The sequence below is a fragment of the Thermomicrobium sp. CFH 73360 genome, assembly GCF_023806465.1.
In the GTDB taxonomy this organism is placed as follows: Bacteria; Chloroflexota; Chloroflexia; order Thermomicrobiales; family Thermomicrobiaceae; genus Thermomicrobium.
This window is the reverse complement of sequence record NZ_JAMSLS010000003.1, coordinates 249,495-262,761: the sequence shown is the minus strand read 5'-3', so window position 1 is coordinate 262,761 and position 13,267 is coordinate 249,495. Positions and strand designations below refer to the sequence as shown.

Genomic DNA, 13,267 nt, shown 5'->3' with positions numbered 1-13,267 from the left:
AATGCATTTAGGACCGCAGCGAGCCTCAAGCCTCCGCCAGCCGAAGAAGCAGCGACTCACACGCCGCTCATTCCTGCTCGCAACACTTGCCTTACCAGGGTGTGCCATTGGTATTCGCCGCCAGGAAAGTGGCCCACCAACCCCTCCTCGACCTCCCAGCCCATCGCCAGCAGCTACGGTGACGGCCCCCGTCATCACACCGACACCTGCTGCCACTGCAGGACCGAGCCCCACTGTCGCTTCCAGCCCGGCTACCCCTGTGCCAACGCCGACCGTGCCAACCTCCGGCCCTGTTGCCATTCGAGTCGAAACGGTACTTACCGGCCTGGAGGCACCGTGGGAGGTGGCCTTTGCCCCTGACGGCCGCCTCTTCCTGACGGAGCGACCTGGACGAGTGCGCCTGGTAGTAAACGGTGAACTTCGTGCGGAACCAGCGCTCACGCTTCCGGTTGCCGCTGTTGGTGAGGGCGGCTTGCTGGGCCTGGCACTCCACCCAAACTTTGCCGAGACGCACTGGGTTTACCTCTATTACACCTACAGCGAGGGAAATCAACTGTGGAACCGCGTCGTTCGCTACACGGAGTCCAATGGGCGGCTGGTCGAACCTCAGGTCATCATCGATCGCATCCCTGGCGCCTCCATCCATGACGGCGGTCGTATCGCCTTTGGCCCGGATGGGAGACTGTACATCACGACTGGTGACGCGCGGAATCCGCCAGCTGCTCAGGACCGGACGTCGCTCTCTGGCAAGATCCTTCGTGTCGAACCCGACGGTTCAATTCCTCCTGATAACCCGTTCCCCGGCTCACTCGTATGGAGTTATGGCCACCGAAATCCACAGGGGCTCGCTTGGTCACCCGATGGGCGCCTCTATGCCACTGAGCATGGTCCCACCGGCGATCTGGGCCTTGCTGCACACGATGAAGTCAACCTGATCGAGCCCGGCCGCAACTACGGCTGGCCCTTCGTTGTGGGCACTCTTGTGCGTCAGGAGCTCCCTGATGCTGTCCCACCTCTCATCGAGAGCGGAAACGACACCTGGGCACCCAGCGGTGCCACATTTGTCACTGCTGGGCGCATCCCGCAGTGGCAAGGGAACCTGCTCTTCGCCGGACTGCGAAGCCAGGCACTCTGGCGAGTTGTCCTGGCACCAGACGGCCAGACAGTTACACAGCTTGAGCCCCTCTATCGGGGCGAGTTCGGTCGTCTCCGCACCGTCGTCGAAGGTCCAGATGGCGCGCTGTACGTCTTGACCAGCAACCGCGATGGCCGCGGTAGCCCACAGCGTGGTGATGATCGTCTGCTCCGCCTTGTTCCCGGGTGAGGCCTCCGTCTAGCGGGACACGGAGCGGAGACCAGCTTGACGCAGCAATCACGGTAACGCCCGAAGAGTTGGCCACCTCCCGCGGGCGCCTCGCCTCATCGAACCAAATATTCCCTGGAATCTTGTCCACAATCGCGAGCCAACGCGCTCGCTGAGACTGTATACTGCTCTCGAAGCAACATCCGTCAGCGAACCGAACGCGATGTAGTACTGCCCGACGGCTCGCCTGGCGGGAGCAGGGCTGCTTTTCTGGAGAGAGCCATGCTGATCTATTTCCTTTACCTGGCTATCGCTCTCCTTGGTCTCCTTTTTCTCGCCGTCACCTTCCTCGTCGGGGAGATCGCTGACGCCTTCGACGTCGACTCAGGCGAGGGAATCGGGCCCTTCAATGGCAAGGTCATCGCCGTCGCGCTGACCGCCTTTGGTGCCACTGGCCTCATCGCAACCTACCTCAATGCTGCACCGCTCACGAGCGCGCTGATCGCGGCAGCAAGTGCGCTTCTCTTCGGTGCCGCCGCCTGGTGGCTCGTCGCCTTCTTCTATCGCCAGCAGGCGACCACTTCCTTCTCGCTCCAGCAGCTCCGTGGGCGATTGGCTGAGGTCAGCGTTGCCATTCCAGCTGACGGCCTTGGTTACGTCGTCGTCCGCGATGCCACTGGCAGCCGCCAGCTACTGGCCCGTAGCACCCACAGCACGCCTATCCCGACCGGGCATCTTGTCCGCATTACGGACATCGTTGGAACCACCGTCGTCGTCGAACCGACCGAAGTCGCGGCTCACGAGGTCAAGCACGAGGGAGGCATTCCATGACCATCCTCGAGGTGCTCTTTGCTCTCGCTGCTGTCCTCTTCATCCTCCTCGCCCTCGCTGCGCTCTTAGCTATTGTCAGTCGCAATATCGTTAAGGTCCCACCTAACATGGTCGCCGTTTTCTCCGGACGCAAGCGCTCCATCATCGATCCCGAGACTGGCCAACGGCGAACCGTCGGGTATCGTCTCGTCAAAGGCGGCTCCAGCGTCCGTATCCCGATCATCGAGCGCGTCGACTTTCTTTCCCTCAACGTCATGACCATCCCCCTGAAGATCACCTCGGCCTACACCAAGGAAGGCGTGCCTGTTTCAGTCGACGCAGTCGCCAACGTCAAGGTCGGCTCCGATGACATTATGTTGATGAACGCCATCGAACGCTTTCTCGGTATGTCACAAGACCAAATCCGGAGCGTCATCTTCCAGACCCTTGAGGGGCACCTCCGCTCCATACTCGGCACGCTGACAGTCGAGCAGATCAATGCCGATCGGCAAGCCTTCGCTCAGCGACTGGCAGCCGAGTCGGCCGCCGACCTCTCTCGCATGGGGATCGAGATCGACGTGCTCACCATCCAGCAAATTAGCGACCCGCAGGGCTACCTCGACGCGCTTGGCCAGCGGCGAACCGCCGAAGTCAAGCGAGATGCCGAGGTCGGCAGAGCTGAAGCCGAGCGGGATGCCCGCGTCCGCCGTGCTCAGGCGATGCAGCAAGCTGCCGTTGCCGAGGCCATGGCCGACGCAGAAACCGCCGCGGCCCAAAAGGAAGCCGAGGTCCGCAAGGCCCGCTATGCCGCCGAAATCGAAGCCGAACGCGCCCGCGCCACCCAGGCCGGACCCCTCGCTGAAGCCGAGGCTCGCCGTCAAGTTGTGGTCGCCGAGCAACAGGTGGAGCTCGCTCGGACGGAGGCAGCCATCGCTGTCCAGGAGATGGAGGCACGCCGTCGCGAGAAGGAGCTTGAGGCCACCGTCCTCAAAGGTGCTCAGGCCGAGCGTGAGGCAACGGTTATTCGGGCGGAGTGGGAAAAGCAAGCGGCTATATTGCGTGCCGAAGGTGATCGCCAAGCCACGATTGTCCGTGCCGAAGCTGCCTCGCGTGAGCGCGAACTCCTCGGCGCCGGCGAGGCCGCCCGTATCCGCCAAGTTGGACAAGCGGAAGCCGACGCCAAGAAAGCCCTCGCCGAGGCACTCCAGGCCGAGCTCGTCGCACAAGCGGAGGGACAACGTGCCGCTAATGCTCGCGGAAGCAGATGGCAAGCGTGCCCTTGCTGAGGCACTCAACGCCTACGGCCCCGTGGCAATGCAACTCCTTATGTACCAAGCCTTCGTCGAGCAACTGCCCAAGGTCGTCGAAGCTGCCGCACGCCCGCTCACGCAGGTTGAGCGCGTCGTTGTCTTCGACTCCGGTACCGGCCCCGACGGCGCGAGTGGTCTCGGCCGCTATGCCACCCAACTCCCCATCATCGTCCAGCAGCTTATCGAGAGCTTCAGTGCCATGACTGGCATCGACCTCACCACCGCCGTCCGTGAACGCCTCGGCCACGCCACCCCGGATGGTGCAGCGACCGTCAGTCCGCCCGCTGACCCGCCGGATCCGCCACCCGAACCGCCGGCTGCGTGATAGCCGCTCGCTGCGCGACCAGCACACCAGCGAACACAGCCAACAAGCCCACTACCTGGGTGAGTCGCACGCTCTCATCGAGGAACACGACGCCCAGCATCATGGCGATCCCCGGCTGTAGGTAGTAGTAGACCAAGGTTGTTGCTGCTCCCAACCGCTGCACCGCTCGCTGCCAGAATACGTTGGCACCCACCATTGCCAGGACCCCCGTGTACAGCAGCGCTCCCCACGCGCCCCACCCTGGTGGATCTCCCACGCTCTGCACCGCGTCCCGAGCGCCGACGAGCCCAACCACGACCAGGCTCCCCATCAGCATCCACGTCGTGACTGGCACTGCTCCGTATCGCGCGACCAGCGGCCGTGGGATCAGCGTCACCCCGACCCAACAGATCGCCGCGCCCAGCGTCAAGAGATCTCCGAGTAACGTCGTACGGGCCGTCGCGTCCGGCTGACCAACCATGAGCACCACACCAATAAACCCGAGCAGCGCCCCAATCATCCCCCCGGTCCGCGGCCGTTGCCGCTCGATCAACCACGAGATCGGTAGCGCCCATAACGGACTCGTGTTCAAAAAGAGCGCACTGTGCGTCGAGGTGGTATGCCGCATGCCAACAAGAAACACGATCTGGAAGATTCCCATCGCCCCAAAACCCGCCATCGCTAGTCGCGGAAGATCCTGTCGCCTCACCCGCAACGACTCGCCACGCAGGCGCAGCCACACCAGGAGGCAGCCGATCGCCACCATCAGACGCCACACCGCAAACGACAGTGGCCCGAACGAGTCCACGCCGTGCTTCACGATCGGAAACGATGCACCCCAAATGAGCACGGCCAGAAACGCCTCGCCGTCGATCCACTGCCGCCAGCCCCCGTGCCCTGATTGACCCGCCATAACCATGCTCCTTTTTCATCACTCGCTTCCCAACGTGCCATATCGATGTGGTACGGCCACCGTCTCCCCACGCATTCTCGCGCGACCGCCTTCGCTTGACGAGTGAACTGTCCTGACGAGTCCGTCAACCTGGTCGTCCTTTCTCCCCGTCCTCCCGCCGAAGCGCTCCGGTGACCACGCTGCTTCTTCGCGTGGGGCCATTACTCGTGGCCGTGTTGCGGGTGGGCAACCAAATTCAGTCCCGAGGCAATGAAGCGCCCGGCAGAAGTAGCCAGCGGTGAGTCCCCCAGCACAATGCGTGTGTCCCCGGTCGCATCGAAAGGTACGGCACTCGATGCTCCACAGCCATCGCTACCCGCAGAGGTAGCATCGCCGCGGCCAACCTGGCAGGACGACTGGCAAAGAAGCTGCCAAACCCGCGCACTCAGAACGCAGTGTCCACCAGGCTTACATTTCCTGCCTGTCGAAGGCGCTCTGTCTCCCCTAGGATGCAAGAGTCCCGCCCTATCCCTCTTCACACCCCTATCGCAAAGCAAAGATTTCGGTCAACAGGTCACAAGATCGAGCACTGCAATTCGGCTGGCTGAACCGGAAGTGCGAGTCACTTACACCTGCCAGGGACAGCTGGGCGTCTCTCCGCAGCTCGAAGTCGTGTTACTGAAGGAACCCGTTCACCCAATCCTTTAGCGTGAACCATCTTGCCTGTCTCCATCCCTCCACTCAGGCGACTTGCGAGGGGCTTCTTGGTCGTCCATACTTGCGCGAGGAGTTACCTCGACGGATTGAATGGCTTCCACCCATGACGGTTGAAGCGACACGCTATGCGGTCGAACTATATGGGCTCCCTGCCCTGCTGGCAGGGAAGCGACGCATTGAGATTGATGCTGCCGTGGAGACACTCGGTGATCTGGCGCGCGCCCTGCTCCAAGCCTGCCCAGAGCTCGCGGGCCCTGTTATTGATCCCGAATTGGGATGGCTCCAACGGGGGTATGTCTTCGTCGTGAACGCCCGTTTCACTCGCGAACCGACCACACCGCTGTCACCCGGCAGCGAGGTACTCCTCGTTGCCGCCCAAGCTGGAGGCTGAACGCATGCACGCTGTCCACGGGAAAGCATTGGTCATCGATCTCTCAACTGGGCAGGCGGAGCCATTTCCCATCCCGCAGGAAGTCTCTTCACTGCTTCTCGGCGGCGCCGGCCTTGCTACCTGGCTTCTCCTTCACTTCGCCCCTCCGCAGGTTGATCCCTGGGCACCGGAGAACCCATTTGTCATCGCCACGGGCCCATTCATCGGCACCGGCATCACGACCTCCTGCAAGCTCGCTATCGCCACGACCTCGCCTCAGACCGGCTTCATCGCAGATTCCCTCACCTCCAGCTACCTCGCCCTCGTCCTCCGTCGCACCGGCTTCGATGCGCTCGTTGTCCTCGGGCAGGCCCCCCGCTGGTCTGTTCTGGTCGTCGAGAACCATCGCGCATACCTACGCCCGGCCGATGACCTTCTCGGTCATGACCCCGAAGCGACCGCTGCCGCGCTCCGCGCCGAACTTGGGCGAGATGCCCGCGTTGCCGCAATCGGCCGCGCCGGTGAGCGACTTGTCCGTTACGCTGCCGTGGTGAACGATGGCCGGCTCGCCGGTCGAACCGGCCCTGGTGCAGTCCTCGGAGCAAAGCGCCTGAAAGCAATTGCGGTGCGCGGCACGGGACGATTCCCGCCTGTTGCCGATCCAGCCGGTGTGGCAGCCGCCGCCCGGCGGCTTGCCGCACGGAGCCTCGGGCCGGAGACCGCCAAGTACCGCGAACTGGGTACGGTTGCGAACCTTGCCTTCTTCAGCCGGCTTGGTGTGCTGCCGACACGCAACTTCCAAACCGGCAGTTTCCCCGCTGCCGAAGCGCTCGCAGGTGAACACCTCGCCCTTCACCAGCGCGCCGACCGCCAGGCCTGTGCCGCTTGCACTGTCGGCTGCGAGCATCACTTCCGCACCACTGACGCGGGGCCAGAAGTCACCGTCCGTCTCGAGTACGAGACGCTCTTCGCCCTCGGATCCCTCTGCGGCATTGAGGACCCAAATGTTGTCCTCCGCGCGGCCGCACTCTGCGATCACTATGGGATGGATGCCATCAGTGCCGGTGGTACGATCGCCTGGGCAATGGAATGTGTCGAGCGTGGAGTCCCACTCCCTGGTGATCCCGCGGAGTGGCCGCGCTTCGGCGACGGTACAAGCCTCCTCCGCACGCTGGAGTCGATCGGTGAACGGCGGGGCCCCCTTGGGGAACTCCTCGCCGAGGGCTCGCGTCGCGCCGCCGAGATTGTTGGCCAGGGAAGTCACGAATGGGCCATGCATGTCAAAGGCCTTGAACTCCCCGGCTATCACCCCAAGAACCTCCGTGCCATGGCACTCGGCTTCGCTGTCACACCGCGCGGCGCCTGCCACAACCGAACCTCCGCCTACGAGGTCGACTTCTCCGAGCATGCCGGTGACCCCGTCGAGCAACTAGCATGTGCAACCGCACGAAGTGAAGACCGCTCGGCCGTCCTTGATGCTCTACCAATCTGCAAGTTTCTCCGCCATTGCTTCGATGACTTCTTCGCTGAGGCTGCCGAGTTGGTACGGCTGGTGACCGGACTACCAGTGGACGCTGATAAACTCCAACGCGCCGGTGAGCGGATCGTCACGCTCAAGAAGCTCTTCAACCTTCGACAGGGTTGGACACGCGCCGACGATACACTCCCTGACCGGCTGCTCGGTCCTGGAGGCATCGATCGAGCGGAACTTGAGACGCTGATCACGGCATACTACCGTATACGGGGCTGGACACCGGATGGACAGGTGCCAGCCACTCGGCTGCACGAACTCGGACTTGCTTCCCTGCTCGTGTACGCTCCAATCGGATCGTGAGCGATGTTTGACGACGACGAACTCTTGTGGCTCGAACTAGAACGTGTACGGCTTCCTTCGCCAGTCCTGGCGCGCATCGAGGAACTGGCCGAGGAGCGCCGTCGTCTCCTGCAGGCGCTGCCCGAGATGCTCTTTGACCGGGAGCATGCTCTGCAGCGAGTTGCGGAGATCAATGTGGAACTCGAGCGGCTGTGGGACCTCCGCCGCCGCGAGCTCCTCTTCGTCCGCCAGATGTTGAGCCCAGAACGACCGGAAGAGCCAACAACACTCGAGGAAGTGGAAGAGCAAGCCTCACGGGACGAGGTCGAGAGCTCGCCGGCCGAGGAGCCCTCGACCCCGTCACAAGCAGGGTCATAATTGGGAGTTACTCAACCTCCACAATCGCCTCAATTTCAACGGTAATGTTTCGGGGTAGGGATCCCATGCCCACAGCCGATCGCGCGTGGCGTCCCCGTTCACCGAAGACCTGGACGAACAGATCGGAGCAACCGTTGATGACCCTCGGATGCTGCTCGAACTCGGGCACCGCGTTGACCATGCCCAACACTTTGACGATCCGCTTCACGCGGTCCAGGTCCCCAAGTTCCTGTTTGAGCACCGCAAGGAGTACCAGCCCGACCGAGCGCGCATGCTGGTATGCCTCCTCCACCGTCACGTCGCGGCCTACTTTCCCCGTCGGCATCGTCCCGTCGGGATTCCACGGCCCCTTTCCCGCGAGAAACAGCAGATTCCCCGTGCGCACCGCATGCACATAATTCCCCGCCGGCGCCGGTACTGGTGGCAGTTCAATCCCGAGCTCTGTGAGCCTCCGTTCGATCTCCATCACGCCCCCTTTGCGCCTCCGGCTTGCAGTCCTCCAGCAAACAACGCAGTGAGGAATGGCAGAACGATGGCTCGTTGTCAACGCCTTGGTTACTTCGATGCACTCACGCGGCTCTTCGATGCCACAGCTCGTCGAACCGGCTGAATTCCAATACCGATCCATCACATTCAGCCCACACCCTCGCCACGCAGTGACACTCCGCAAGCACACCGGTGGCGTCCCATTTGTGACCTAACCCCTTAAAAGCGATCAGCGCACCCTCTCAGCGAGTCACTGCGAGCGTCGGCCACCCGACCTGAAGCGAATGGGGATCCTACAATCCCACTGTCTGTCCGCAGCTCTGCACCACGCATCCGCTACACTCCACCCAGCAGGAAAGGAGGATGTGTGCCAAACCTCGACCTCGTCACGATCATCCGCACTATCGGCCTCCTCGGTGTCGCCGCAATCGTTTTCACCGAGAGTGGTCTCCTCATCGGTCTCTTTCTTCCCGGCGATTCGCTCCTGTTCAACGCCGGGTTTCTCGCTTCTCAGGGTTACCTCGACATCCGTCGGCTGGTCGCCGCTTGCTTCCTCGCCGCTGTTGCTGGTGACCAGGTTGGATATACTTTCGGCTTCCGCGTCGGGCGTGCGCTCCTGCAGCGCGAGGATTCCCGCTTCTTCAAGAAGCGCTACCTCTACCGGGCAGAACAGTTCTTCGCGCGGCACGGCGGGAAGGCGGTGACCCTTGCCCGTTTCATGCCGATTGTCCATACCTGCACACCCATCGTCGCTGGCATGGGTCGCATGCGCTATCGCCACTTCGTACTCGCCAATATCGCAGGCGCAGCACTCTGGGCTGTCGGCGTCACTCTCGCCGGCTGCTGGCTCGGCAGTGTCATTCCTGGAGTCGATCGCTATCTTCTTCCGATCATCGTGGGAGTTATCCTCCTTTCACTCGCCCCCTCCGCTCTGCACGTTTGGCAAGAGCGTCGAGCCGCCCGCTCCGCTGCCAGTCTCATCAAGCAGTCTGAGAGCCACAATAGTCACATGCCCCGAGCGCCGCTTGACCCGACAGCATCTGGAGATCGCCGCATCACTTGAGCCGATACGGCCTCTCTTGCCGAACCAGCCCCTCTTCTCGGTATACTCGCGCCGTATGGGTCGGCTGGGAGATCACAAGGACATCGCGGCTCTGGCGGTGTCTTCACAGAGTGGTGTGATCAAACCCACCAAAAAACCTCACTATTTCGGCTTACTCGGGGAGGATATATGGATATCGCGACCGTGACGCGTCTGTTGCGAGCGGCTAGGGTACGTTGGGTCCGCTTCGAGATGGCTGATACCCATGGCATCGCTCGTTCCAAGAGCGTACCCCTCGCCAAGTTCCCGTTGTACGCAAAGAAAGGGCTCAACTTCTACGGCGGCATGCTGCTTCAGGACGCCTCCGGCTGGGACATCCCACTCCAAGAACGCCTGCCACCCCCCGACTACCTGCTCCGGCCCGATCTCGACACGCTCGTCGTCCTACCCTATGCGCCCGGCGAAGCCCGCGTCCTCGGTGATCTCTATCGCGACGACGCCCCGGCTCCCGAAGATCCCCGCGTTGTCTGTCGCCGCATCGTCGAACTCTACCGCTCCCATGGCTGGATCCCTCGCAGCGGCTTTGAATACGAGTTTTACCTCTTACACGCCGAGACTCGCGAGCCTGTCTTTCGCGATAAGCAGATCTGTTCCACCGTCCGGAACAATTTCGATCCGGCTTGGCGCGACGAACTTCTCACCGCGCTCGAGGCTCACGGCATCGAGGTCTCGACCCTCAGTGTTGAGAACGCTCCTGGGCAATTCGAGATCACCTTCAGTCCTGCCGACGGGCTGACCGCTGCTGACCAGGCCTTCTCCTTTCGCACCGCCGTCAAGGAGGTCTCACGGAAACACGGCTATCTCGCCCCGTTCATGACCAAGCCATTCATTGACCAAGCAGCTTCCGGAACCCACTTGCACCACAGCCTGATCGATTCACACACCGGTGATAATTTGTTCGCTGACCCAGATGGTCGCTTTGGTCTCTCGGAGCTCGCGTGGCATTTCCTCGGTGGCCTCTTCCACCATGCCCATGCGCTCATCGCGTTGTTCTCTCCAACCCCCAACGACTATAAACGCTATCAACCTGGCCTCTTCGCCCCGACCTGCATCTGCTGGGGATACGACAATCGCTCCGCTGCCTTCCGAATTCCAGCTGACGCACAGGGGGCAAAAGCCCGAATCGAAAACCGACTGGGCGGTGCAGCCGCGAATCCCTATATCGCTTTAGCTGCTTCGCTCGCCGCCGGCTGGGACGGTATCCAGCGTCGCCTCCAGCCACCTGCACCGATCCAGAAGGACGTTGGCTGGCTTGAGGGGCTTCCTCCCCTCCCTCGGTCGCTCGAGGAAGCGCTCAACGCGCTTGAATCCGATACCGTTCTCTGCGAGCTCCTCGGACGGCCCTTGATTGAGACCTACATTGCGGTCAAGCGTTGGGATGCAGAGAAGTGTCGTCGCCGCTGCCCGGACTACGGCACAACGGAGTGGCAACGTCGTATCGATCCCTATGAATGGGAAGAGTACGGCGAGCTCATCTAGCTTCGCCGTCCCGCTACACTTGCTCCAAGTCGGACGGCCCTGCCTGGATCGGATGGCACGATGGGGCTGGCACGCGATGCACGTATTCTCAAGGATGGTGAACTCTTCGTCGTCAGCGACGAACGGGGCGACTTGCGCCGTACCTTCCCAGGTGCGGGCGTTTATGCGCGTGATACCCGATTCCTCAGTGAGCTTTGGCTACTCCTGAACGGCGAGGAACCAGAATTCTTCGACTCGTCAGCCGAGCGCACTGATATCGCGGTCTTCGAGTTTGGCAACACCGTTTTCCGCGACCACACAGGCCGCGATGTCCTCGCCCACACCATTGCCCTCCGGCGCTGCCGAACCATTCGCCGCGGCACACTTGAGGAGGAACTTGTCCTCGAAAACTACAACCCCTTCCCCGTCTCGCTCGAACTGGCACTCGTCTTCGCCGCCGACTTTCTTGACATCTTCGAGGTACGCGGTTTCCCACGTCAAAGCCCGCGCGGGCACCTGGTACTCCCGTACCATGATGACCGACAGCTTCGCCTCGCCTACCGCGCCCCTGACGATGTTGTGCTCGAGACCGAAATCGTTTTTAGTCGCACGCCAGACATCGTGACCACCGAGGCCGGCACCACGCACCTCGCTGATCTGGCCATTCCCCGCATGCTCCTCCCTGGCCACGATCAGTTGATCCGTGCCTCCGGGGCTGCTCACCCTCCACGCGCATTTGCGCTCTTCCGGTTCACGCTCCCAGCCCACGGTGGCGAGCGTCTCACTTTCCGTGCCGTACCACGCGAACTCCTGGAACGCCGCATTGCCGTACGCATTCCCGATGTCTCGCGGCTCACTGAACCAGCCGAGGGCGCCGCGATCTCTTTCGCCCGCGTCCGCACCGATCACGAATTCCTCAATCGGGTACTGCAACGGAGTCTCGATGATTTACGTGCGTTGCTCACCCCCTTTCCGGGTGGTCGTCTGGTCGCCGCCGGGATCCCATGGTTTGTCGCCCCGTTCGGCCGCGACAGCCTCATTGTCAGCTTGCAGATGATGCTGTTCTCGCCTGAGCTCGCGCTCGAAACACTCCGCTTTCTGGCACGCTACCAGGGCAAGAAGGTCGACCCCTGGACCGAAGAAGAACCTGGGAAGATCCTCCACGAACTTCGTTTCGGCGAAATGGTTCGGCTCGGTGAAGCTCCTCACAGTCCCTACTACGGGACGGTCGACGCCACACCACTCTTTCTCATCACCTTCTGCGAACTTATGGACTGGGTCGGAACCTCTGCGCTTTTCGAGGAACTCTTTCCGGCCGTCGAGGCGGCGCTTCGCTGGCTCGACCACTTTGCCGATCATAACCGCGACGGGTTTGTCGACTACGGGAAGGTCTCTCCACGCGGCCTCGAGCACCAGAACTGGAAGGACAGCCATAACTCGCTCCTTTTCCCCGACGGTAGCGAACCTGTCCCACCCATCGCCGCAGTTGAGGTCCAGGGCTATGTCTTCCAGGCCAAGCGCATGCTGGCCGCCGTGCTTCAACGCTTCGGTGGGAACAGTCGCCAGCTGCTCGTCGCCCGCCTGCGGGCTGAAGCGGAGCGGCTCCGTGAGCGTTTTGAACGGTTCTTCTGGAACGATGCCGAGCACTTCTACGGGCAGGCGATCGACGGGCGTGGTCGCTTGGTCACCGCTATCTCTTCGAATCCCGGCCACTGCCTCTGGAGCGAGATCGTCAGTCCGGCTCGCGCCGCCCAACTCGTCGAACGACTATTCCAGCCCGACCTCTACGCGGGCTGGGGTATCCGCACCCTCGCGCGCGGGATGCCCCATTACAATCCCATGAGCTACCACAATGGCAGCATCTGGCCCCACGACAACGCACTCATCGTCGCCGGTTTACGCCGCTATGGCTTTGACCGTCAGGCTCTTCAGCTGGTCAGCGATCTGCTCGAGGTGGCAACGAGCTTCCCCTCCTATCGGCTCCCCGAATTGTTCTGCGGTTTCGGTCGTGATGAAGCCGAGTGTATGGTGCCCATCTCCTATCCTGTCAGCTGTAGTCCCCAGGCGTGGGCAGCCGGTACCGTACCTTTCCTCCTCCGCATCGTCCTTGGCGCAGAGGCCCGCGCTGCCGACCGCCGGCTTACCCTGCGTCCTGCCTTCCCACAATGGCTCAACGAAGTCGAGTTGGAGGGCGTGTCATTCGCTGGCTCGCGAATCGACCTTGCGGTTCGCCGCCACAACGGACGCTATCTGCTTGAGGTCGAGTGCGACCCAGATATCACCGTCGTCCTCGCAGCAGCATCCGCTGAACCTCGGAGGTGATT

General features: G+C 62.2%; 12 protein-coding genes. 10 read left to right on the top strand and 2 right to left on the bottom strand.

Annotated features, from left to right (window positions below; all coding sequences use genetic code 11):
* Position 1: 1 nt before the first annotated feature.
* The 4 genes from NET03_RS07850 (at position 2) to NET03_RS07835 (ending at position 3,748) form a co-directional block, all read left to right on the top strand.
* Positions 2–1,324, top strand: a complete 1,323-nt coding sequence (locus NET03_RS07850; protein ID WP_252128359.1) for a PQQ-dependent sugar dehydrogenase — start codon at positions 2–4, stop codon at positions 1,322–1,324.
* A gap of 261 nt (positions 1,325–1,585) precedes the next feature.
* Complete coding sequence (locus NET03_RS07845; protein WP_252128358.1) at positions 1,586–2,134, top strand: NfeD family protein; 549 nt, start codon at positions 1,586–1,588, stop codon at positions 2,132–2,134.
* Positions 2,131–3,399: a flotillin family protein gene (locus NET03_RS07840; protein WP_252128357.1), complete on the top strand. Its 1,269-nt coding sequence runs from the start codon at positions 2,131–2,133 to the stop codon at positions 3,397–3,399. Before NET03_RS07845 ends, NET03_RS07840 begins: the two co-directional genes overlap by 4 nt.
* Positions 3,362–3,748, top strand: a complete 387-nt coding sequence (locus tag NET03_RS07835; RefSeq protein WP_252128356.1) for a flotillin domain-containing protein — start codon at positions 3,362–3,364, stop codon at positions 3,746–3,748. The genes NET03_RS07840 and NET03_RS07835 overlap by 38 nt, the downstream gene beginning before the upstream one ends.
* Here NET03_RS07835 and NET03_RS07830 read toward each other — a convergent pair.
* Positions 3,696–4,640 (bottom strand): DMT family transporter, encoded by a 945-nt coding sequence (locus tag NET03_RS07830; RefSeq protein ID WP_252128355.1) that lies wholly within the window; start codon positions 4,638–4,640, stop codon positions 3,696–3,698. The genes NET03_RS07835 and NET03_RS07830 overlap by 53 nt on opposite strands.
* Positions 4,641–5,439: 799 nt before the next feature.
* On the opposite strand from NET03_RS07830, the gene NET03_RS07825 reads away from it, so the two are divergent.
* From NET03_RS07825 to NET03_RS07815, 3 genes are read left to right on the top strand one after another with little or no spacing between them, the layout of a single operon-like run.
* Positions 5,440–5,727, top strand: coding sequence for a MoaD/ThiS family protein (locus tag NET03_RS07825; protein WP_252128354.1), 288 nt, complete (start codon positions 5,440–5,442; stop codon positions 5,725–5,727).
* Positions 5,728–5,731: 4 nt separating this feature from the next.
* On the top strand, positions 5,732–7,540 hold the full coding sequence (locus NET03_RS07820; RefSeq protein ID WP_252128353.1) for an aldehyde ferredoxin oxidoreductase family protein: 1,809 nt from the start codon (positions 5,732–5,734) through the stop codon (positions 7,538–7,540).
* A gap of 3 nt (positions 7,541–7,543) precedes the next feature.
* Positions 7,544–7,897, top strand: a complete 354-nt coding sequence (locus NET03_RS07815; RefSeq protein ID WP_252128352.1) for a hypothetical protein — start codon at positions 7,544–7,546, stop codon at positions 7,895–7,897.
* Between the two features lie 7 nt (positions 7,898–7,904).
* Here NET03_RS07815 and NET03_RS07810 read toward each other — a convergent pair whose 3' ends face one another.
* The gene (locus NET03_RS07810; protein WP_252128351.1) at positions 7,905–8,363 is read right to left on the bottom strand and encodes a RidA family protein; all 459 of its coding nucleotides are present in this window, start codon (positions 8,361–8,363) and stop codon (positions 7,905–7,907) included.
* 387 nt (positions 8,364–8,750) lie between these two features.
* On the opposite strand from NET03_RS07810, the gene NET03_RS07805 reads away from it, so the two are divergent.
* From NET03_RS07805 to NET03_RS07795, 3 genes are all read left to right on the top strand, one after another.
* Complete coding sequence (locus NET03_RS07805) at positions 8,751–9,446, top strand: DedA family protein (protein ID WP_252128350.1); 696 nt, start codon at positions 8,751–8,753, stop codon at positions 9,444–9,446.
* Positions 9,447–9,614: 168 nt separating this feature from the next.
* Positions 9,615–10,964 (top strand): glutamine synthetase family protein, encoded by a 1,350-nt coding sequence (locus NET03_RS07800; RefSeq protein WP_252128349.1) that lies wholly within the window; start codon positions 9,615–9,617, stop codon positions 10,962–10,964.
* A 60-nt stretch (positions 10,965–11,024) separates the two neighbouring features.
* Positions 11,025–13,265: an amylo-alpha-1,6-glucosidase gene (locus NET03_RS07795; protein ID WP_252128348.1), complete on the top strand. Its 2,241-nt coding sequence runs from the start codon at positions 11,025–11,027 to the stop codon at positions 13,263–13,265.
* Positions 13,266–13,267 lie beyond the last annotated feature (2 nt).